The 20,816-nt window shown below is 67.1% G+C and carries 22 protein-coding genes; 16 read left to right on the top strand and 6 right to left on the bottom strand.

The features are described from left to right. The 6 genes from G7Y49_RS09470 to G7Y49_RS09445 form a co-directional block, all read left to right on the top strand. On the top strand, nucleotides 1-608 hold a 608-nt coding region (locus tag G7Y49_RS09470; RefSeq protein WP_165173215.1), incomplete at its 5' end, for a hypothetical protein. Between the two features lie 158 nt (nucleotides 609-766). After that, on the top strand, nucleotides 767-985 hold the full coding sequence (locus G7Y49_RS09465) for a helix-turn-helix domain-containing protein (RefSeq protein ID WP_165173213.1): 219 nt from the start codon (nucleotides 767-769) through the stop codon (nucleotides 983-985). Nucleotides 986-987: 2 nt separating this feature from the next. After that, nucleotides 988-2,262, top strand: a complete 1,275-nt coding sequence (locus G7Y49_RS09460) for a HipA domain-containing protein (protein WP_165173211.1) — start codon at nucleotides 988-990, stop codon at nucleotides 2,260-2,262. 256 nt (nucleotides 2,263-2,518) lie between these two features. Further along, nucleotides 2,519-2,866: a hypothetical protein gene (locus G7Y49_RS09455; RefSeq protein WP_165173209.1), complete on the top strand. Its 348-nt coding sequence runs from the start codon at nucleotides 2,519-2,521 to the stop codon at nucleotides 2,864-2,866. Beyond that, nucleotides 2,863-3,489, top strand: coding sequence for a helix-turn-helix transcriptional regulator (locus G7Y49_RS12125; protein ID WP_206214619.1), 627 nt, complete (start codon nucleotides 2,863-2,865; stop codon nucleotides 3,487-3,489). The genes G7Y49_RS09455 and G7Y49_RS12125 overlap by 4 nt, the downstream gene beginning before the upstream one ends. Before the next feature lie 240 nt (nucleotides 3,490-3,729). Further along, nucleotides 3,730-4,857: an AAA family ATPase gene (locus tag G7Y49_RS09445; protein ID WP_165173207.1), complete on the top strand. Its 1,128-nt coding sequence runs from the start codon at nucleotides 3,730-3,732 to the stop codon at nucleotides 4,855-4,857. 101 nt (nucleotides 4,858-4,958) lie between these two features. On the opposite strand, the gene G7Y49_RS09440 is transcribed toward G7Y49_RS09445, so the two are convergent. Further along, complete coding sequence (locus G7Y49_RS09440) at nucleotides 4,959-5,750, bottom strand: C39 family peptidase (RefSeq protein ID WP_241157371.1); 792 nt, start codon at nucleotides 5,748-5,750, stop codon at nucleotides 4,959-4,961. A 290-nt stretch (nucleotides 5,751-6,040) separates the two neighbouring features. Between G7Y49_RS09440 and G7Y49_RS09435 the strand changes: the two genes are divergently transcribed. The 5 genes from G7Y49_RS09435 (at nucleotide 6,041) to G7Y49_RS09415 (ending at nucleotide 11,514) form a co-directional block, all read left to right on the top strand. Next, nucleotides 6,041-6,871 (top strand): response regulator transcription factor, encoded by an 831-nt coding sequence (locus G7Y49_RS09435; protein ID WP_241157370.1) that lies wholly within the window; start codon nucleotides 6,041-6,043, stop codon nucleotides 6,869-6,871. Beyond that, nucleotides 6,823-8,088: a sensor histidine kinase KdpD gene (locus tag G7Y49_RS09430; protein ID WP_206214618.1), complete on the top strand. Its 1,266-nt coding sequence runs from the start codon at nucleotides 6,823-6,825 to the stop codon at nucleotides 8,086-8,088. Before G7Y49_RS09435 ends, G7Y49_RS09430 begins: the two co-directional genes overlap by 49 nt. A 331-nt stretch (nucleotides 8,089-8,419) precedes the next feature. Then, nucleotides 8,420-8,668, top strand: coding sequence for a hypothetical protein (locus G7Y49_RS09425; RefSeq protein ID WP_165173185.1), 249 nt, complete (start codon nucleotides 8,420-8,422; stop codon nucleotides 8,666-8,668). Between the two features lie 295 nt (nucleotides 8,669-8,963). Then, nucleotides 8,964-9,953: a diaminopimelate dehydrogenase gene (locus tag G7Y49_RS09420; RefSeq protein WP_165173203.1), complete on the top strand. Its 990-nt coding sequence runs from the start codon at nucleotides 8,964-8,966 to the stop codon at nucleotides 9,951-9,953. A gap of 205 nt (nucleotides 9,954-10,158) precedes the next feature. After that, nucleotides 10,159-11,514 carry a sodium-dependent transporter gene (locus G7Y49_RS09415; RefSeq protein WP_165173201.1) on the top strand — a complete coding sequence of 452 codons (1,356 nt, stop codon included), beginning with the start codon at nucleotides 10,159-10,161 and terminating at the stop codon, nucleotides 11,512-11,514. A 20-nt stretch (nucleotides 11,515-11,534) separates the two neighbouring features. Here G7Y49_RS09415 and G7Y49_RS09410 read toward each other — a convergent pair whose 3' ends face one another. Further along, on the bottom strand, nucleotides 11,535-12,479 hold the full coding sequence (locus G7Y49_RS09410) for an RNA methyltransferase (protein WP_241157369.1): 945 nt from the start codon (nucleotides 12,477-12,479) through the stop codon (nucleotides 11,535-11,537). A gap of 344 nt (nucleotides 12,480-12,823) precedes the next feature. Between G7Y49_RS09410 and G7Y49_RS09405 the strand changes: the two genes are divergently transcribed. Together G7Y49_RS09405 and G7Y49_RS09400 are read left to right on the top strand one after the other, a co-directional pair. Next, on the top strand, nucleotides 12,824-13,015 hold the full coding sequence (locus G7Y49_RS09405) for a hypothetical protein (protein ID WP_165053961.1): 192 nt from the start codon (nucleotides 12,824-12,826) through the stop codon (nucleotides 13,013-13,015). A 138-nt stretch (nucleotides 13,016-13,153) separates the two neighbouring features. After that, entirely contained in the window at nucleotides 13,154-14,341 is a 1,188-nt protein-coding gene (locus G7Y49_RS09400; RefSeq protein ID WP_165173199.1) for an FprA family A-type flavoprotein, read from the top strand. A gap of 116 nt (nucleotides 14,342-14,457) precedes the next feature. Here G7Y49_RS09400 and G7Y49_RS09395 read toward each other — a convergent pair whose 3' ends face one another. Beyond that, on the bottom strand, nucleotides 14,458-14,910 hold the full coding sequence (locus tag G7Y49_RS09395; protein ID WP_165173197.1) for an Hsp20/alpha crystallin family protein: 453 nt from the start codon (nucleotides 14,908-14,910) through the stop codon (nucleotides 14,458-14,460). Between the two features lie 581 nt (nucleotides 14,911-15,491). Between G7Y49_RS09395 and G7Y49_RS09390 the strand changes: the two genes are divergently transcribed. From G7Y49_RS09390 to G7Y49_RS09380, 3 genes are all read left to right on the top strand, one after another. Continuing rightward, nucleotides 15,492-15,887, top strand: coding sequence for a GntR family transcriptional regulator (locus tag G7Y49_RS09390; protein ID WP_241157368.1), 396 nt, complete (start codon nucleotides 15,492-15,494; stop codon nucleotides 15,885-15,887). Between the two features lie 295 nt (nucleotides 15,888-16,182). After that, a complete protein-coding gene (locus G7Y49_RS09385; protein WP_165173195.1) occupies nucleotides 16,183-17,136 on the top strand; it encodes an ABC transporter ATP-binding protein in 954 nt (317 codons plus the stop codon). Further along, the gene (locus tag G7Y49_RS09380; RefSeq protein WP_165173193.1) at nucleotides 17,133-17,846 is read left to right on the top strand and encodes an ABC-2 transporter permease; all 714 of its coding nucleotides are present in this window, start codon (nucleotides 17,133-17,135) and stop codon (nucleotides 17,844-17,846) included. The genes G7Y49_RS09385 and G7Y49_RS09380 overlap by 4 nt, the downstream gene beginning before the upstream one ends. Nucleotides 17,847-18,007: 161 nt before the next feature. Here the strand turns inward: G7Y49_RS09380 and G7Y49_RS09375 are convergent, their stop codons facing one another. From G7Y49_RS09375 to G7Y49_RS09365, 3 genes are all read right to left on the bottom strand, one after another. Continuing rightward, complete coding sequence (locus G7Y49_RS09375; protein ID WP_241157367.1) at nucleotides 18,008-19,021, bottom strand: alpha/beta hydrolase; 1,014 nt, start codon at nucleotides 19,019-19,021, stop codon at nucleotides 18,008-18,010. Nucleotides 19,022-19,139: 118 nt separating this feature from the next. Beyond that, on the bottom strand, nucleotides 19,140-19,415 hold the full coding sequence (locus G7Y49_RS09370) for a hypothetical protein (protein ID WP_165173189.1): 276 nt from the start codon (nucleotides 19,413-19,415) through the stop codon (nucleotides 19,140-19,142). A 132-nt stretch (nucleotides 19,416-19,547) separates the two neighbouring features. After that, nucleotides 19,548-20,435, bottom strand: coding sequence for a LysR family transcriptional regulator (locus G7Y49_RS09365; RefSeq protein WP_165173187.1), 888 nt, complete (start codon nucleotides 20,433-20,435; stop codon nucleotides 19,548-19,550). Nucleotides 20,436-20,816 lie beyond the last annotated feature (381 nt).

The following is a 20,816-nucleotide window of genomic DNA, read 5'->3' as shown; positions in this document are numbered from 1 at the left end:
AGCGCGCCGCGCGCGAGGCCAGCCGCGCGGCCGAGCGCGAGGCCGAGGCGCAGCGCCAGGGCATGCAGACCCAGGCCGGGCGCGCGGCGCGCCCGCGCACGCGCGTGGTGCCGCCGCTGTCCACGCAGGAGAGCTACGATCGCACGCGCTCGTCCATGGAGGGCTATGAGCGCGCACGCGCCCAGCGCGACGCGCTGTCGGAGTCGCGGCGTGCCCGCGCGGGCAACCGCGAGGTGATCGACGCGCGCGGCAGCATCGACTCGCGCGCCTTCAACGAGCAGGGCGAGCTGGTTGGCTACTCCGCCGACGACCGCGACCGTCCGCGCGCCGCAGTCGACGGCAGCTTCACCAGCACGCGCTGGCACTCGCGCGCCGGCCAGGGCTTCTCCGACGTGCCCGACAGCGGCTCGACCCGCCCCGGTTCCCAACGCGCGTCGCGCCAAAGCAGCGTGGGGTTCTCCGGCGGCGTCATGAGCGGCCGCGCCCAGTACGCCGCCCCCCGAAGCGGCCTTGTGGGCTTGTGGGCGAGCCTCCCGCTGTTCGTGAAGATAGCCATCCCCGTGATCGTGGTGCTCGTGATAGCGCTGGTGTTCCTGCTCACCCGCTAACAAGCAAGCTGACAAGCTGGCAAGCGGGCGCGTCTACGCGCTTGCGATTTCTGAGAACGCAAGAATCCCCGTGACTTCTTGCACTTTTTCTGCGTTCGCAGACATTTCCATCATCCGTGGCATAATTACGGCGTACGCAGAAACAAGGGAGTCCTGCCATGAGCCTCGTCAGCACCGCGAGCGACATCGGAGCCGCTATCCGCGCAGAGCGCAAGAGCCAGAACCTGACTCAAACCGAGCTGGCCGATCTGTGTGCCGTGAGCCTTTCGTTCATCTCGAACCTGGAAAACGGGAAGCCCACCACCGAGCTGGCGAAGGCCCTGAACGTCATCAACACCCTCGGGTTCGACATGGTCCTCATGAAGCGAGGTGAGTGACTTTGGAGCTCATCGTCTACCGCGACTGCCCCGAGGGCCCCGTGCCCCTGGGGAGGCTCGTGCGCGAAAACGGCGTCACGAGCTTTCTCTACGACGTGAATTACCTGAGCCGCGGCGATGCCGCCGCCGTGTCGCTGTCGCTTCCGCTTCGCCCCGAACCCTTCACGGAAGAGGAGCTGCTGCCCTACTTCAAGGGCCTCCTGCCCGAAGGCGAGGCGCTTGAAAACCTCTGCCGCTCCATGGGAGTGCTCACCACCGACTACTTCACTATGCTGGGAAGCTGCGGGCTGGACTGCCTGGGCGACGTCATCATCAACCCAGACGCCTATCAGGGCAAGCGCGCCTACGAAGCCCTCACCTTGCAAGACCTTATGTCCATGGCGGGAAAGCCGGGGAAGATCGATGCCTCCGTCGAGCTGGCGCGCCTCTCGCTGGCGGGCACCCAGAGCAAGTGCGGGCTCTTCCACGACCCCGCCGCCCCGCTTGATGAAGGTTGGTACCAGCCTGTGGGCGGCGCTCCCTCGAACTACATCGTCAAGTTCGCCCGAGAGGACGTACGTGACCTGATGACCGTCGAGCACCTGTCTTCAGCCTGCGCCCGAGCATGCGGCGTGCTTGCGGCCAAAACCTCGCTCATCAACCCTTCGCAGCCTATTATCTGCGTGGAGCGCTATGACCGGCTGCTCAGCGCCGGCGAGTTCGTTGACGGCATGGACGCTCCCCTGCGACGTCACCAGGAGGACATCGCCCAGGCGTTCGCCATCATGCCCGCCGCGAAGTACCGCCAGCTCAAGCCGAGCACCGCCGCTGCCCTTGCCGCCTTCCTCCGACAGAACTCGGCCAGGCCGGCTCAAGACATCGCGAACCTCGTGCGCCTCGTGCTGTTCAATTACCTCATCGGCAACTGCGACAACCATCTGAAGAACACCTCGATCCTCTATGCGCCCAACTGGCAGTCGTTCCAATTGGCGCCTGCCTATGATCTGGTGAGCACCACCTACTTCGCCCGGTTCTCCTCGACTATGGGCATGGCCATAGGCAACCATATGGAGATAACCGAAGTGGAGCCTGCTGACTTCCGCCTCCTGGCTGAGCAAATGGGCGTCAACGTTCGTCTGATGAGAGCTGCGGTGAAGGTCTTTCAGGAACGCGCCATAGCCGCCCTCGGCGCCGAGGGCGATGCCCTGGGAAGCCGAGGATTTGCGACGGCGCCCTTCATAGCAGATGACCTGCAAGAGGAGGTCTATCCCCGATTGGAGGTGCTCTCGAAGATATAGCGAGCCAAGTGCGCCCGCACCCCGAGGGTCAACGTGTCGAGTAGCGTGAATCTCAGGCGTGGGGCCGTCTGACGCCCGCTTCGCCGCTATTCCTTCCATTCCCGGCGCGCAATAAGACGCGAGGGATGGGTGCAATTGATCGGATAGTTATCCCGACATCGCCTGATCGTGGCAAAGCAGTTGCATGCTTTCCTCGTGTAGTGTATGTAATATAATACATATCCTTCTGGTGAACCGGGATCGGCATGGGGCGAACGTGGAGGTGGTTCTTGCCGACGACGGCTATCGACTGGCGCCTGTGTTCGACAGCGGTCTCTCGCTGGTGTTCTCGGCTTACGGGGATGAGGTGCGCGCCGCGGCCTTCGACCCGCTGTCTGACGTCAGCGCCAACAACTACTTGGGCACGCGCTCCCTCTTCGAGAACCTCAAGCTCATCGACGCGCCTCTTGACGTTGAGCCGCTCAGCTCGGCGGGCTTGGAGGATATCATGGAGGGGCTTGAGGGCGTTTTGCCGCAAGCTCATCGGGCCAAGGTCGAGCAGATCATCCGCGAGCGCTGGAACTATGCGGTTGCACGCGGTGTTGTGAGAGGTGGGTTGCTGTGATCTGGGTGGCTGACATCGTTGACGGGCGTGCGCGCCGAGCTGCACCCTGCGCTCAGCTGAGGTACGATGACGAGGAGCGTGCCTTCTCCATCCGGATAGCCGCGGAGGCGCGCGAGGCTGACGTGCCGCTGATGCTCGCGTCCTTCATCGGAAAAGGCCAGCGCGACGTGGGGGGGAGGTGGGCGCGCAGGTGGGTTGAGGGTCGCATTGTTCCGCCGAGCCGTCAGAACCTCGGTGCCGTCCTCAAGGCACATGGCTTGAGGGAGTATGACGAGCTGACGCTTCTCGAATCAAGTCGTGCGCGGAGCTCGGATGACGACTTCGTCCTCGCCATACCCTCCTGCGACGTGCTTGGGGAAGGCGAGCGGCCCATGCGACTCGAGGGGGCGGCTGATCCCCGAGCGCGTGAGCTGGCCTTGCAGGCTGCAGGAGGAGAGCTTGCGCAGGCGCGGCAGAAAGCAGGTCTCTCGCAGCATGAGCTTGCCGAGCGCATGGGGGTTGACCAGGCGTTCGTGAGCCGCATGGAGTCAGGGAGGAGCAACCTCACGCTCTCAACGCTCGCAGACGCGGCATCCTGCTTGGGGCTTGAGGTCGAGGTGCGCCTACGTCCGCGCGAGGCGTGAGGCTTCGCCGGGACTGCATTTTCCAACGATTGCCTGAAGGGAAGGGCGCATCACGCGCATCATTGGCGTTGCTAGATTTGCTACAGTTGCTATTCTTGCTAAAGTTACTATAGTTGCTATTTTTGCTAAAGTTGCTAAAGTTGCTATAAGCTCCCCAGCAGGGGACGAACCCGGTTTTTTGAACGAAAAGATCATCGAAGCGCGATGCCAAGCGAAAGCCGTCTTGCGTAAGGAACCGACATGAAGAAACTCGTCAATCCCTTCAAACCTACGGCAGGGGCGGAGCCGCCTGTCCTCATCGGCCGCGAGAAGGTCCTTGAGGATTTCTCGGACGCCCTCGAAGAAGGCGTCGGCGCGCCTTCTCGACTCATGAGGATTACCGGACCTCGCGGATCGGGCAAGACGGTCTTGCTCACGGAGTTGGGCGACATAGCTCGAGAACGCGGGTGGAGCGTCGTGGACGAGACGGCCTCCGAGAAGCTGGTGTCGTCTCTCGTCGCAGCGCTTGGGCAGAGAGCAGCTTCCCCTGAAGCCTCAGTCGATTTTGACCTCGGGGTGGTGAAGGCGCACGTGGGAACGGGCGCAGTCGAGGATTCGTCCAAGCTGACGCTGAGGGAGGCTATGGGTCGAGCAACCTCTAGGAGAACGGGAAATCCCATGGGGCTTCTCGTCACCATCGACGAGGTTCAGGATGCGGCGGAGTCTGACATGCGCGAGATAGCATCAGCTGTTCAGCATCTGATCCGGGAAAGGAAGAACGTCGCGTTTGTGTTCGCGGGTGTGACCACGGGCGTCATGGACCTGATCAACGGGCCTGCTCTCACGTTTCTCCGTCGCGCGAAGGCCGAGGAACTTGGCGCTATTCCGCTTGACGAAGTGTCGGTGGCGCTGAGGGCTTCTATCGAGAAGTCGGGAATGCGCGTGAGCGACGCCGCGCTTGATGATATGGCGAGGGCCACCGAAGGGTATGCCTACCTCATTCAGCTCGTCGGGTATCATGTGTGGCGCATGGCGAGAAGGCACGCTGGCGAGTCGCTGACGATAACGCAGGAGGATTCCTCCGAAGGCGTCAAGGAGGCTCTGCGCGACTTCAACGTAGCGGTTCACGAGACGGCGCTCGCGGATCTTCCGCTTAAGGCCGTTGAGTATCTTCTGGCTATGACCTGCGATGATGGGGTGTCATCCACGGCGGAGATAGCCGACCGGCTGCAAACTAGCCCAAGCTCGCTCACCTCGTACCGAAGGATGCTCGTAAAGCGCCAGATCATTGAGCCGACGGCACGGGGCTTCGTCGCTTTCTCGATCCCCTATACGCGAGAGTACCTTATGGAGAGCAGGGATGCTCTTCTGGCCCGCTACGGATGTTGAGGAGGCGGCTCTCTGAGCTCATGATCTTCGAGGCGATGGCAAGGGTGAGACAACGGTCGTGCTCCCGTCATCGTCTTGACAACCAGCTTACGTTCTCGCGATTACCGTTCGAAGGCCCAGAGGTTGGCGCATTGGGGGATCACCTGGGCTATAGGCCAAGACCGGGCGCTGCGCTCGGGGCTGTTGGGGTCGTGAATGGCGAGGTTGCCGGCATCGTCGGCCCCTGCTATCACGATGAAGTGCCCGGTGGTGGTGAAGTCGCCGGGGCGGACGCTCGCTATCAGGGGATGCCCGGCCTCGAGCTCGGCGATGATCGCGGCTGCGTCGGCCGGCACCTCGTGCGAGCGCAGGCCGATCTGACGTGCGCCGTCAACCATGAGCTCCCAGCTCGTCTCGCCGCCTGCGACGTAGCCGCCGTCCTGCGCGAACGCGCACATCGCGGCGGGGTCGCGGTCGGTCTTGCCCGTGAGCGCCACGTACGCCATGGACAGGCAGGTCGGCCCGCATCCGTTCTCGGCCACAGTGCCGCCCGCGTACGCGACGTTCGCCCACTCCGCATCGGTCTGGTAGAGGAAGGGAGCCTCGCCTTCCCTCCACTCGCTCCGCGGCGTGCTTCTTGCCGCCGCCGGCTCGCCTGCGCCTGCGGCGAGGTCGGCTTGCAGCGTGCTCGCCACGCCGAGCACGCCGGCGACTGCCACCACCACGAGCACGACGGCGGCCACCATGCACAGCGTGCGGGCGGTGAGGCGACGGCGCGAGAAGATGCGCCGCGGCGCGCGGCGGGCGCGCAAGGAGGCTCGCTCGAAGGGGCGCGGGGCGGGGAAGGGGTCTTCCGTCGCGTAGATGACGCGCCCTGCCTGACGGCGCGTATGCGTGATCTTGGTCTCGTCCATGGCGCGTCCTTTCTGCGCTGCGTTCTCGTCGCTTTTGGGCAACGCGCGGCATGCGCAGCGTCGTCGGGCGGCGAGGCCATAAGCTCCGCCGCCCGCGAGGAGGAGGGAATGCGGGATACGTCACGCCGGCGCATGCCCTGCGCGTTGGCTCCATGATGGGCGAGGCGCCCCTTAACGTTCCCATAGCGAAAGCTGAGGGTTGCTTAAGTTCTTGTTAAGTTTTCCTTAACTTCGCATGGGGCTTGCGCGCGGGCGGGGGTTCGCGGCGGATCCCGCGCTAAGATGCACCCATGGAGACGCAGGTGGACAAAGACATGCCGAAAGGCGAAGACGCTGCGAGCGCCGGGAGCGCCAGGGACGCTGCGAGCGCCGGGAGCGCCAGGGGCGTCGCGGGCTCTGCAGGCGCCGTGGACGCGCCGCGCGTGCTCGTGTGCGACGACGAGGCGGCCATCGCCGAGCTGGTGGCCAGCCTGCTCGCGGACGCGGGCATGCGCGTGCAGGCGTGCCTCGGTGCGCGCCGCGCGCTCGAGCTCTTCGAAGAGCAGCCGTTCGACCTGGTGATCCTCGACGTCATGATGCCCGGGATGGACGGGTTCGAGCTGTGCTGCCGCATGAGGGCTGCCTCCGAGGTCCCCATCATGTTCCTCACGGCGCGCGACGAGGAGGCTGACCAGGTGGTGGGCTTCACGCTCGGCGCCGACGACTACGTGACCAAGCCGTTCAAGCCGCGCGAGCTGGTGGCGCGCGTGAAGGCGCGCCTGCGCCGCGCGCGCTGCGACCAAGCCGTGCTCGCAAGCCCCGACGTGGTGGTCGCGGGCGGCATCGAGGTCGACCTGCGAGCGCACAAGGCCGCGCTGTACGGCGAGGCGCTTCCCCTCACGCCGAAGGAGTTCGCCATCCTGGCGCTCCTCGCGCGTCGCGCGGGCGCGCCCGTGCCCACGCGCGACATCTTCGAGGAGGTGTGGGGCGAGCGCTACGACGCCTCGGCTGCCAACACCGTGATGGTGCACATCCGCCACCTGCGCAAGAAGCTTGCCGCCGTGGACGCCTCGACTGCGTTCATCGAGACGGCGTGGGGCGTGGGATACAAGCTGGCTGCCGGCGCGGGCGGGGGCGCGTGATGGCCGCCTTCCGCAGCGCCCAGACGCGCGTGCTGCGCCGTCGCCTCTTCGGGCGCATCCTCGTCTGCGTAGGCGCCTTCACGCTCGCGTTCACCGTGGTCGCGCTCATGCTCGACGCCTTCGTGCTCGATGCGGCAGGCAACTGGGTAGCCGACCGCACCTCCACGTGGTTCGAGGTGCCCGCCGAGAAGATAGACGCGTACCTCGAGAGCGAGGGCACCCCCTCCTCGGACTTCCAGGTTGTCTGGTCGGATGCCGAGCAGCTCTACCATGTGCGTCACCTGGGGGTCTACAACACGCTCAAGGCGCTCAAGGTCCCCCTCGCCCTCGTCGTGTGCTTGGGCGGCGTGGTCGTGGCGGCGCTTCTGAGCGTCAACCGCTCGCTGCGCTACTTCGACGAGCTCGCGGGCGCGGTGGCGGGCCTCGTGGCCGACCGCGAGAGGCCCGTGGCGCTCTCGCCGAACCTGGCCATCGTGCAGGGCGAGCTCAACGCCGTCCGCGAGGCGTCGCTTGCCGACGAGCGCGCCGCCGTGGCGGCCGAGCGCCGCAAGAACGAGCTGGTGGCCTACCTCGCGCATGACGTGAGGACCCCGCTCACCTCGGTGGTGGGCTACCTGTCGCTGCTCGCCGACGCGCCCGACCTCTCGAGCGAGACGCGCGCGCGGTACACCGAGGTGGCGCTTGGGAAGGCCGAGCGCCTCGAGGGCCTGATCGACGAGTTCTTCGAGATCACGCGCTACAACTTGCAGGCCATCCCCGTCGAGCGCGCCACCGTCGACGTGCGGTTGTTCTGCGAGCAGGTCGCCGAGGCGTTCTACCCCGACGCACAGGCGCGCGGGCTTGAGATCAGGGTGGAGGCGCCTGCAGGCGAGACGTTCTTCGTCGATCCGGACAAGCTTGCGCGCGCCGTGGGCAACGTGCTGCGCAACGCGGTGGCCTACGCGAGCGAGGGAACGGCCGTCGAGCTGCGCGCGCGGCGCAGCGCGATGACGGACGCGTGGCTGCTCACCGTCTCCAACGAAGGCCGCGAGATCTCCGAGGCGCATCTGCGGAGCGTGTTCGACAAGTTCTACCGCGAGGACGCCTCGCGCGCTTCCGGCGGCGGGGGCGCGGGCCTCGGGCTCGCCATCGCGAAGGAGATCGTCATCGCGCACGGCGGCGGCATCCGCGCCGAGAGCGCGGGCGGCGTCACCACGTTCACCATCGCGCTGCTCTGAGGGCCGTTGAGGATGGCGGGCCCGCTCGCCGGCCCGCTCGCCGGTTCCCCGTCCTTCGCGCGTCCCCTTCGCCTGGGGCGCGTGCCTCCGGCATGGGGTGCCGGCCGCGTTCACTCATGCCCTTCGGGGGATGACCGTTCGCGGAATTCAGGGCGCTTTGTGAGGCGTTTGCGCGCGTGAGGGCATAATCTTCTCCCATATCGGCAGGCTGGCATGGTCTGCATGCGCCCCCGGCGTCATGTGCGCCACGGCGGCCTGCGTCGGCAGGTGGGGCACGGCTTGGACGGAAGCGGTGTCACGCTGAATGTTGGCTCTGAAAGGAGAACGGATTATGTGTTTTAGACCGGCAGATGCATCCGCAGGCGGCGGCCCGAACGAATGCCCCGAGTGCGGCAAGAAGATCCAGGCCATGGGCGGTCTCGTCCTGAAGTCCTGCCCCTTCTGCAAGTGCGACTTCACCCCCTACCTCAACGGCGAGAAGGCCGTGCCCGGCGCCCCCGCGGCCCCCGGCGCGCCTGGCGCCCCCGGTGCCCCGAAGGCTCCCGGCGCTCCTGCGGCCCCGAAGGCCCCCGGCCAGTAAGCTCGCGCAGCCTGCGCGCTCAAGCTTCGGCAAGCCCGAAAGCCCCTCGCTCGCGAGGGGCTTTTTTCGTGCGCCTGCCCGCGCCGCTCGCCGCGGCATGCGCGCGGCGGCGTATACTTCTCGCGACGGGGCGCACGCCCCGCCTTCTGCATCTGGAAATCCGAGGAGGGAGCCTCAGGCGGCGAAGCGCGCCCGAGCTCTCTTCGCGCAGAGCGCTCCGGCAAGGCGCCCCTCGCGGGCTGCCGGGCTGTCGGCGCTTCCCCTTTGAGCTTGATCAACGGACAAGGAGAACCTCATGGGCAACATTCGCATTGGCATCTTGGGATACGGAAACCTCGGTCGCGGCGTGGAGCTGGCGTGCGCGGTGAACCCCGACACCGAGCTGGTGGCGGTGTTCACGCGCCGCGACCCGGCGAGCGTGAAGGTGCGCACCGCGGGCGTGGCGGTGTGGCCGGCGGCCGACCTGGAGGCGCACGTGGACGACGTCGACGTGCTCGTGCTTGCCGGCGGCAGCGCCACCGACCTGCCCGAGCAGACGCCGGCCGCCGCGCGCCTGTTCAACGTGGTGGACTCGTTCGACACGCACGCCAACATCCCCGCGCACTTCGCCGCGGTGGACGAGGCGGCGCGCGAGAGCGGGCACGTGGCCGTGATCTCGGTGGGCTGGGACCCGGGCATGTTCTCGGTGTCGCGCCTGTACGCCAACGCCATCATGCCCGCGGGCGCTGACTACACGTTCTGGGGCCGCGGCGTGAGCCAGGGGCACTCCGACGCCATCCGCCGCATCCCCGGCGTGGTGGACGCGCGCCAGTACACGGTGCCGGTGCCGGAGGCGCTCGCCGCGGTGCGCGCCGGCGAGAACCCCGAGCTCACCACGCGCCAGAAGCACACGCGCGAGTGCTTCGTGGTGGCCGAGCCGGGCGCTGACGAGGAGGCCATCGAGCGCGCCATCGTCGAGATGCCCAACTACTTCGCCGACTACGACACCACGGTGACGTTCATCAGCAAGGAGGAGCTCGACCGCGACCACGCGGGCATCCCGCACGGCGGCTCGGTCATCCGCACGGGCGCCACGGGCGCGAACGGCGAGAACTCCCACGTCATCGAGTTCTCGCTCAAGCTCGACTCGAACCCCGAGTTCACGGGCAGCGTGCTCGTGGCCTTCGCGCGCGCGGCGCACCGCCTGAGCCAGGAGGGCGCGCGCGGCTGCAAGACCATCTTCGACATCGCGCCGGCGTACCTGAGCGCCCAGACCCCCGAGGAGCTGCGCGCGCACATGCTCTAGGCGCGCCTGAGCACGTCTGCGGAGGGGTCGTGCCAAGGCGCCTCTCGGCGCGTCTGCGAAGCGGCGAAGGGGCGCGCGGACGTTGGGCCGCGCGCCTTTCGCTCGGCGCGCCTGGGCGCGTCTGCGAAATAGGCGAAGGTCGTGGGGTGAGATATTCCTCAGTTGTCGTATCATGGAACGACTTGCGTTTTCGAAGGAGTGTGCAATGACTGAGGAAGTAACCGAGGCAAAGCGGAAGGGGCGTCGCGACAGCTTCGCCACGCGCACGGGATTCATCTTGGCGTGCGTGGGAAGCGCGGTGGGCATGGCCAACATCTGGCTGTTCCCGTATCGCGTGGCCGAGCTCGGCGGCGCGGCGTTTCTTATTCCGTACCTGCTGTTCGTGGTCTTGATCGGGTTCACGGGCGTCATCGGCGAGATGGCGTTCGGCCGCGCGGCGGGCACGGGCCCCATGGGCGCGTTCGCGTTCGCCCTGGAGAAGCGCGGCGTGGCGCACGCGCGCGGCATCGGCAAGGCCATCGGCCTCATCCCCACGCTCGGCTCGCTCGCCATCGCCATCGGCTACGCCGTGGTGCTCGGCTGGGCGTTCAACTACCTGGTGGCGTCGCTTGACGGCCAGCTCATGGCCCAGGAGAGCATGGGCGCGTTCTTCGGCGGCATCGCGTCGGAGTTCGGCAACGTGGGCTTCCACGTGCTCGGCCTCGCGGTGACGTTCGCCGTCATGATCCTGGGCATCTCGCGCGGCATCGAGCGCATCAACAAGGTGCTCATGCCGGCGTTCTTCGTGCTGTTCGTGATCGTGGTGGTGCGCGTGGCCACGCTGCCGGGCGCGGGCGCGGGCTACGAGTATCTGCTCGTGCCGCGCTGGGAGGCGCTTTCCAACCCCACCACCTGGGTGTATGCGCTCGGCCAGGCGTTCTTCAGCCTGTCGATCGCCGGCAACGGCACGCTCGTGTACGGCAGCTACCTGAAGCGCGACGTCGACGTGGTCACGTCGGCGCGCAACGTGGCCATCTTCGACACGCTGGCGGCCATGGTGGCGGCATGCGCGGTGGTGCCGGCCGTGTTCGTGTTCGGCCTCGACGTGGCGAGCGGCCCGCCGCTCATGTTCATCACGCTGCCGAGCGTGTTCCAGGAGATGCCGTTCGGAAGCGTCTTCGTGGTCGTCTTCTTCGTCGCGGTGACGTTCGCCGCGGTCACGAGCCTCATGAACCTGTTCGAGGCGCCGGTGGAGGCGCTGCAGGCGCAGTTCGGCCTCTCGCGCGGCGTGGCGGTGGGCATCATCGCCGTCATCGCCGTGGGCGTGGGCCTGTTCCTGGAGAGCGGGGACGTGGTGTCGACGTGGATGGACGTGGTGTCGATCTACGTGATGCCCACGGGCGCGCTTCTGGCCGCCATCATGTTCTTCTGGGTGTGCCCGAAGGGGTTCGCGCGCGAGCAGGCGCAGCTCGGGCATGACAAGCCGCTCGGCGCCTGGTTCGACTACCTGCCGAAGTACGTGTTCGTGGGGATCACCGCGCTCGTGATCGTGCTCGGGATCTTCTACGGCGGCATCGGGTAGGGCCGGCGGGGCCGGTTCTCTCAGTCGCGGTGGCTCACGCGCAGCTCCCAGAACGCCACGGCCGAGGCGGCGGCCACGTTGAGCGAGTCCACGGCGTGGTCCATGGGGATGCGCACCGTGTAGTCGCATGCGGCGATGGTGGCGGGGGCGAGGCCGTCGCCCTCGGTTCCCAGCACGAGCGCCAGCTTGTCGCAGGCGCGCAGGCGACGGTCCTGCAGCGGGACGGAGTCGTCCGACAGCGCGAGCGCGCAGGTGGTGAAGCCCGCCGCGCGCAGGAGCGGCAGGCCCTCGCGCGTCCAGTCGCGGCCGCTCCCGATGCGCGTCCACGGCACCTGGAACACGGTGCCCATCGACACGCGCGCCGCGCGCCGGTAGAAGGGGTCGTGGCAGGCGGGCGTGACGAGCACCGCGTCCACGCCGAGCGCGGCCGCCGAGCGGAAGATGGCGCCGACGTTGGTATAGTTCGTGACGTCCTCGAGCACGGCGACGCGCCGCGCGCCGGCGAGCAGGTCCTCGGCGCGGGGCAGAGGCGGCCGCAGGAAGGCCGCGAGCGCGCCGCGGGTGCGCGTGAACCCGGTGAGCGCGCGCATCTGCTCGCGCGTGGCGACGAACGCGGGCAGCGAGGGGTCGCGCGCGAGCAGGCGCTCGATGAGCGGGCGCGTGGCGTCGAGCCAGCAGTCCTCCAGAAGCAGCGCGAAGGGCTCGATGCCGGCCGCGAGCGCCCGCTCGATCACGTTTTTGGACTCGCCGATGAACAGGCCGTCCGCGAGGCGGTTGGGGTCGGCGGGGCACGTCGCGCGCGTGGCCGCGCCGTCCGCACGCGCGTCTGCCGCCGCCCGGGCCTGCGCGTCGACGGCGCGCGCGAGGCCCACCATCTGGCGCGCGTCGCGCAGCTCGGCGTCGGTCATGCGCGAGAACGGCGCAAGGCGGGCGTCGTCGAGGGTGGTCAGGCGGATGACGGGCATGGTGCTCCTTCGTGGTCGTGCCGGCTTGCGCGCGGCCTGCGCGGCGGCGTCTCGGCCGGCGGGACAGCGCCCGCGAGCATGCGGCTTCGCGGGATCGCGGGCGCCGCGCGCGGCGGCAGCTCCCATTCTAAATCAGCCTTCGGGGCCGCGCGGGCGCGAAGGCCGGCTCATCCTGTGGAGGAAGTCTGACGAAAAGGTAACGGGAATTTGACTCTGCGCTCATTTTCGGCTTACCGCTTCAAAACACGGCGGTTCTATGGTAGCCTTGCGCGACCGCAAAGGAAGCGCGGTACTGTCAACCGCCCGCAGGCAACGGGCAAACGTTCCAGAAAGGAGCATTCACCATGAATGCCAATCTGATCGTCGCAAAGGCGAACGCGTGGGAAGTCAACCAGCACGTCGGGCGCGCCATCGAGGCGAACCTGCCTGACTACCAGGTTGAGGCGCTCGGCCGCGGCGCTGGGTGTGACCTGAAGGCCAAGGCCCGGATCATGTCTCGTCCCAGCTTGCTCAAGAGCTTCTTCCGCGCCGCGTAAGGGACGAAGCGGGCTCGTCGCAGCCTGCTCATTCTGATTATTCGAAGCCGTCTCCCCGGGGAGGCGGCTTTTGCGCTTTCCGGGCGCTACAATGCGGCGCAAGCACATCGACGACGGTCCTATCGAGAAGGAGACCACATGCTCAGAGCACTTGAGATCAAGCCCGACGTGTACTGGGTGGGCGGCATCGACTGGAACGAGCGCAACTTCCACGGCTACACCACCGACCGCGGGTCAACCTACAACGCGTACCTGATCCTCGACGAGCACGTGACGCTCATCGACACCTGCAAGCCCGAGTTCGCCGACGAGCTCATCGAGCGCATCAGCGACATCATCGACCCGGCGCGCATCGAGTACGTGGTGTCGAACCACGTGGAGCAGGACCACTCGGGCGCGATCCCCGCCGTCATGGAGCGCGCGCCGCACGCGAAGATCGTCACGAGCAGCCCGCACGGGCTCAAGGGCCTCGCCGCGCACTACGGCGACGCCTACGAGTACGTGCCCGTGAAGACGGGCGACATCCTCTGCATCGGCAAGCGCACGCTCGCGTTCACCGCCACGGTGATGGTGCACTGGCCCGACAACATGGTCACCTACTCGCCGCACGACAAGATCCTGTTCTCCAACGACGCGTTCGGCCAGCACTTCGCCTCGTCCAAGCACTTCGACGACGAGGTGGGCCTGCCCGAGGTGCTCGCGCAGGCGAAGAAGTACTACGCCAACATCGTGATGCCGTACTCGCGCCACGTGGTGCGCGCCCTCGGGGCGCTCGCCGACGCCGACATCGACATGATCGCGCCGAGCCACGGCGTCATCTGGCGCAGCCACGTGCCCGAGATCATGGCGGAGTACGCGCGTTGGAGCTCGCTTGAGCCCGAGGAGTACGCGGTGGTGGTGTACGACTCCATGTGGCACACCACCGAGGCCATGGCGCACCAGATCGTGGAGGCGTTCATCGAGGCGGGCACGCCGACGCGCCTGTTCGACCTGAAGGCCAACCACATCTCCGACATCATGACCGAGGTCCTGCCGGCGAAGTACGTGGCGGTGGGCTCGCCCACGCTCAACAACGGCATGATGCCCACGGTGGCGGCGTTTCTGTGCTACCTGAAGGGGCTCTCGCCGAAGGGCGGCTGGCCGGGCCGCGTGGGCATCCCGTTCGGCTCGTTCGGCTGGGGCAAGAACGGCCCGGACGAGGTGGCCGAGTCGCTGGAGAAGTGCGGCTTCGACCTGGCCTTCGGCACGCTGACGCACCAGTGGACCGAAGACGAGGAGGGCTTGGGCCAGCTGCACGAGGCCGTGCTCGCCGGGCTCGGGAGGTAGGCGGGCGCAGACCCTCGACGTCCAGTTCCCCAACGCAAGCGGAGGCGCCCCGGCGGCATGCCGGGGCGCCTCCTTCGCTTCATGGGCGTTCTTGCGCTCGCGCGCGCGGTGCGCTGCTAGCCCTCGATGGCGATCACGCGCTTCTCCTCGAGCTTGGGCGCGGGCTGCTTCTTCGGCACCGCGATCTTGAGCAGGCCGTCCTCGAAGCGGGCGCGGATGTCCTCCTCGACGATCTCCTCGCCGACGTAGAAGCTGCGGCTGCACGTGCCGCTGAAGCGCTCCTTGCGCAGCCAGGTGCCCTTGTCGCCCTCGGAGGTGGCTTCGGTCTGCGTGCGCGCGCTGATGGAGAGGTAGCCGTCCTTGAGCTCGGCGGTCACGTTCTCCTTCTTGAACCCGGGCAGGTCGACCGTGAGCTCGAAGCCCTCGGGCGTCTCGCGGATGTCGGTGCGCATGAGGGTGGGGGAGGTGGTGCGCGCCGGCGTGTCGAAGAACGCCTCGAAGGGGTCGTTCATCAGGGTGTTGAAGAGGCTGCGCGGGGCGTTGGCGCGTGCGGGTACCAGCATGGACATGGGATCATCTCCGTTCGGTTGCGGCTGCAAGGCTGCGCGCCCGCTGCGAGGCTCGTGGCTGATGTGCTTCTCTCACGTGATGTGCTGCCCTCGCGGGCTCGGTAGTCTTGCGCCTGGTTCTGTTTACGAGTACGTTATAGCACGCTGAATTAGCACTCTCAAGCCGAGAGTGCTAAATAGCGGGCGAACGTCACAGAGTTGCCATATTTGGCTTGCCCCGCATGCGCGTCCGGCGCTGCGGGCTCGGCCCCTTCTGCCTGCGGGCGCCGGCATGCTGCTGGCGGTCCCTGCGGGTGTTGGGACGCTTTCAGAAATAATTCGCGATTAGCTCTTGCTAACTGTGCATACTGTGTATATAGTGTATATATCATGATATGCACAGTTAGCGTGCGCCTGATCAACGCGCGAGAGCTGTGCGAGCGAATTCGCGCAACGCACTACGAAGAACGCACTTTGGAGAACACACTACGGAGAACGCACTCCGGAGAGCGCGCTATGAAGAACGTACTCCGAAGAACACGTTCCGAAGAACGCGCTACGAAGAGGGCGCTGTGGAAAACGCCCTTCGGAGAAGGCGAGAAATGGCAGGCAACGTGGAGATAATCATCTCGAATGCGAGCAGCAAGCCCATCTACGAGCAGATAGCGACCCAGATAAAGGACGCCATCCTCGCAGGTGAGCTGGATGAGGGCGCCCCCCTTCCGTCCATCCGCGCGCTGGCGAACGACCTGCACGTGAGCGTCATCACCACCAAGCGCGCCTACGCTGACCTCGAGGAGCTCGGCTTCATCGAGACGGTGCAGGGCAAGGGCAGCTTCGTGGCCGGCGGCAACCTCGAGCTTCTGCGCGAGGAGCGGCTGCGCCACGTGGAGGAGCTGCTCGAGCAGGCGCTCTCCGACGCGCTGTCGGCGGGGGTGACGGTGCGCGAGCTGCACGACATGCTCGACGTGCTGGCCGAGGACATGCCCGACGCGTAAGGCGCCTGGCACGTAGGACGCGGGGAGCGCCGTGCGCGCGGCCGTGCCGCCGCAGCGCCCGCACCAGGCGTGACGCGGCGGCGTCGAAGCGCCAGCGCCCGCACCAGGCATGACGCGTTGACGCCAAGTGCGGCGGCGCTCCCTCGTCAGGCGCGTTTTGCCAGGTACGTCGGCGCTCCCTCGTCGGGCGCGTTTTGCCAGGCGCGGCGGCGCGGAAGCGCCCTTGCGATTCACGAACGAATGTTTCACGTGAAACATTCCTGCATTGCGAAAGACATCCAGAAAAGGAATGGCTATGTACGACCTCGTCAGGGTTGAGAACCTTGCAAAAGCGTATCCGGGGTTCACGCTCGATCACGTGAGCCTGAGCGTGCCAGCTGGCTGCGTGACCGGATTCATCGGATCGAACGGCGCTGGCAAAACCACCACCATCAAGACGATCCTCGGGCTCATCCGCCCGAGCGCGGGCAACGTCGCGCTCTTCGGCGAGCCTGTCTGCGGATTTGAGGAAGGTGGGGAATTATCAACAGATCAGAAGAATATGACGAACGCAAGCGGCGCGCCTCAGATCCACGAAGCGGCGCTCGTCCGCGCGAAGGCGCGCATCGGCGTGGTGTTCGACGCCTGCCCCTTCCCGAGCGAGTCGCTCGTGAGCGACGTGGAGCACATCGGGCGCTTCGCGTTCCCCACGTGGGATCGCGGCCTGTTCGAACAGTACGCGCGCCAGTTCGACCTCGGCGCGAAGAAGCGGGTGAAGGAGCTCTCGCGCGGCATGGGCATGAAGCTGCAGCTGGCGTTCGCGCTGGCGCATGCGCCTGAGCTGCTCATCCTCGACGAGGTGACGGCGGGGCTCGACCCCATGGCGCGCGAGGAGGTGCTCGACATCCTGCGCGGCTTCATGACCGACGAGCGCCGCGGCATCCTCCTGTCGAGCCACATCACGTCTGATCTGGAGAAGATCGCCGACTACGTGGTGTGCATCGACGCGGGGCGCGTGATGTTCGACTGCATGGTCGACGTGATCTGCGACGTCGCGGGCGTGGCGCGCTGCGGCGCCGAGCAGGCGCGGGCCATCGTCGAGAGCGGCGCGTTCGCGCAGGGCAGCTTGCGCGTCATGGCCGGCGCGTACGCGCACGAGGTGCTCGTGCCCGACCGCGCGCTCCTGTCCCGCCGCTTTCCGAAGGTGGCGTGCGAGCGCGTGAGCATTGACGACTACATGAGGCTGATGTTGAAGGGAGAGGCCCGATGAAGGCGATGATCTTTTCCGACTTGATTACCATGCGCCACAGCTTGATCCAGCTGCTCGTCATCATGGCGGTGGTTTCCCTCGTCATCGCGCTCAGCGTGGACACGTTGGCGGCCACGGCGGCGTGTGCCGCGACCCTGGTTCCCTTCTCGTTCGTGTTCAACGCCTCGGCTTACGACGAGGTGAACAATTGGGGGTCGTTTCGCCTGGCCATGCCCATGAGCCGCCGTGACGTGGTGGTGGGGCGCTACGCGAGCCTTCTTCTGGTGACGGCGCTGTCGCTCGGGATGAGCCTTGCGTACACGTTTGCCATCACGGGCGTGGCGGCGCTGCTTGCCGGCGTGATGGGGCAAGGCGCGCCGCTTGAGAGCCTGCTTCTGGAGAACAACCCGCCCGAGATGATCGTGGCCGCCGGTTTGGCGGGCGTGGTGGCGGTGCTGGTGGCGGCTTCCGTCACGCTGCCGTTCATCATGCGCTTCGGCATGACGCTTGCCGTTCGCGTGCTGCCGTTTGCGACGTTGTGCGGGGTAGGGGGCTTCTGCGCCGCCGCCGGCAACGGCCTGTTCGCCGGGCTTCTGCCCGCGGGTGCGCTGGAGCCTCTCTTCGGCAGCGGGTATGCGGGCCTGTTCGTCGTCCTCGTGGTGGTGCCGATTGCGCTCTACGCGGCGAGCCTGGCGATATCGCTGCGCGTGTGCCGCTCGCGCGAGCTGTAGCGAACGGGGCGCGCTGCGGGGGCGGGACGATGCTGCGTGCGACCTCGTCCCGCCCCCGCATGTTTTGCAGGAGCGCCGCCTTCGCCCGCTTCCGCGCGGGCAAAGCTCCGCGTCCCGCGTCCCGCCCCCGCATGTGATGTTGGCGCGCGCCGGCGCCGGCTTTACAGGTGCTCGCGCAGGAACGCCTCGATGGCGTCGAAGGGGATGACGTCGAGGTTGTCGTAGAGGTCCGTGTGGTTGGCGCCGGGAATCACCATCAGGCACTTGTTGGCGTTCTGGTAGCCGCCCTCGGGCTGCTTGAGCTGGGCGAAGGCATCCAGGCTGAAGTAGAGCGAGTGCGCCTTCTCGCCGTGGAGCATGAGCACGGCGCTCTCGATCTCGCTCGCGTAGGCCAGAAGCGGCAGGTTCGCGAACGGCAGCGACGAGGTGACGTTCCAGCCGTCGTTGGAGTTCAGCGAGCGCGGGTGGTAGCCGCGCGACGTCTTGTAGTAGGCGTAGTAGTCGCGCACGAACTGCGGCGCGTCCTCGGGCAGCGGGTCGACGACGCCGCCCGCGCGCTGGTAGGAGCCGCTCGCGTAGTCGGCCGTGCGCTGCGCGTTGAGGGCCTGGCGCAGGCTGCGGCGCGCGTCCGCGTTGTCGTCGGCGTCGAAGTAGCCGCGCGCGTTGACGCGGCTCATGTCGTACATGGTGGCGGTCACCGTGGCCTTGATGCGCGTGTCCTGCGCGGCGGCGGAAAGCGCCAGGCCGCCCCAGCCGCAGATGCCCACGACGCCGATGCGCTCGGGGTCGACCCCGTCAAGCGTGGAGAGGAAGTCCACCGCCGCGCAGAAGTCCTCGGTGTTGATGTCGGGCGATGCCACGTAGCGCGGCTCGCCGCCGCTCTCGCCCGTGAACGACGGGTCGAAGGCGAGGGACAGAAAGCCCCGCTCGGCGAGCGTCTGCGCGTACAGGCCGCTCGACTGCTCCTTCACGGCGCCGAACGGGCCCGACACGGCCACGGCGGGCAGCAGCGCCGGGGCGCCTGCCGCGTCATCGGCCGCCTTCGGCGCGTAGAGGTCGGCCGCCAGCGTGACGCCGTAGCGGTTGTGGAACGTGACCTTGCGGTGGCTCACCTTGTCGCTCTGCGGGAACACCTTGTCCCATTCCTGAGCGAGCTCAAGTTTCTCGTTTTGCACGGGTTCTCCCATCTTCGTCGTAAACCTGAGCATATGGTAAGGCGAAGGCGCGCGCAGGCGAACTGCCCGTAGCGTAATTCGCTCTATGCCTCGAAGGCATAGCCCAACGTGCCCGCCTCTAGGCGGTGTGGCTCACGGGGAGGGCGAGGTACCAGGCGAGCCGCTCGTCGACGATGCCCTTCAGGTCGGCGCGCTGCCCCTCGGCGAAGTCGGCGCGTGCGTCGATCTCGGACTTGAGCCGCTCGGCGAGGCTGCGGGCCGTGCCCTCGCCCGGCGCCGGGCAGCAGGGGCGCATGAAGAAGCGCACCCAGTACGTCTGCGCTTGCATGGCCTCCTTGAGGTCCTCGTAGCTCTCCTCGCTCCCGATGGTGATGACCTCGCACTCCGTCTCCATGGCGTCCTCCTTGCCTGGTCGGCCTTTCGTCATGAGGGCAGCATAGCCGATGGGTTTCCCGAAGTGAACCAGGTAAAGGGCCATCGGGCACGTTGCGGCCGCAACGTGCCGGCCTCGCGCTACCTTGCCGCGCTACTTCGCCGCCTCTTCCACCACCTCGTGCAGGACGTCGAGGAAGACCTGGGCTTGCTTGGTGGGCAGCGACTTGCGCCAGATGATGCCCTGCCTTGACTCGATGCGAGGCTCGAGCGGCACGAAGGCGAGCTTGCTGGACCCGTCCGACGACATCAGCCCCTCGTAGGTGAAGGCGATGCCGAAGCCCCGCTCCACGAGCCACTGCACGTTGGAGGGCAGGTCGTACGCAGCGATGATCTCGGCGGTCTCCGCGAGGGACCCCAGCCAGCTGCGCAGCGGCTCGGCGTTCGCCCCCTGGCGCGGGGTGATGAGCGCCCGCCCCTCGAGGTCCGCAGGCCCCACGCTCGCGCGGCAGGCGAGCGGGTCGTCGCGGCGCATGACCATGCCCCAGCGGTCGCGCTCGGGCAGCACGAGGGCGTTCAGGTTCACGTGCGCCTGCATCTCGCACTCGAGCATGAGGTCGAAGCGTCCGCGCACGAGCCCGTCCATCAGATCCGACGTGGTCCCGCTGTACAGCTGGAAGTCGATGAGGGGGTAGGCGTCGCGCACGCGGCGCATCGCCTCCACGAGCGTGCCCACGAGCCGCGTCTCGCCGGCGGCTATGTGCACGCTGCCCGAGACGGTCTTGGCGGGCAGCGAGATGTCGGCCTGCGCCTTGTCGGCGAGTTCCACGATGCTCTCGGCGTAGCGCGCGAGCATGGCGCCGTGCTCGGTGAGGGAGACGCCCGCGTGCCCGCGCGTGTAGAGCTGGCGTCCGAGCTCGTCCTCGAGCGCGGCGAGCTGCCGCGAGAGCGTGGGCTGGGTGACGTGCAGCCGCTTGGCGGCGTGCGAGAGGCTGCCCTCCTGCGCCACGGCGAGGAAGTACCTGAGGGTCCGTATCTCCATGACGTGCTCCTTCCGTCGGCAGCCGTGGGGCGCCTGCGCAAGCTCTCGCGCAAGACGCAACTCTTATATTATGCCACAAGAGCATAGTTCCCCTGTCATCCTGAGCGGAGCGCCCACAGGGCGCGGAGTCGAAGGATCTGGCTGCAAGCAGAATGCGCCTCCAGCTGCGCGCGAATCGCCCGCAACCTTACGTTGGCGCCAGGCCGAACGACCATGCCGGCGCTCGCATGCGCGCTGGCGTTGGGTGCGAAAATCGCGTCACTTGATTCAAGGGCCGTTTTTTGCTGCGTCAAAAAGTAGACTTTTTGCCAACCCTCGAATCCAGCCTGAGGGGCCTCGTGCGAAGACGCTTGACCTGCTCTTTCCTTGAACCCGAACTAA

The sequence above is a fragment of the Adlercreutzia sp. ZJ242 genome (assembly GCF_011038995.1).
Taxonomy (GTDB): domain Bacteria; phylum Actinomycetota; class Coriobacteriia; order Coriobacteriales; family Eggerthellaceae; genus CAAEEV01.
Note: the sequence above shows the minus strand (reverse complement) of the source record. Positions and strands in the feature narration are given on the sequence as shown.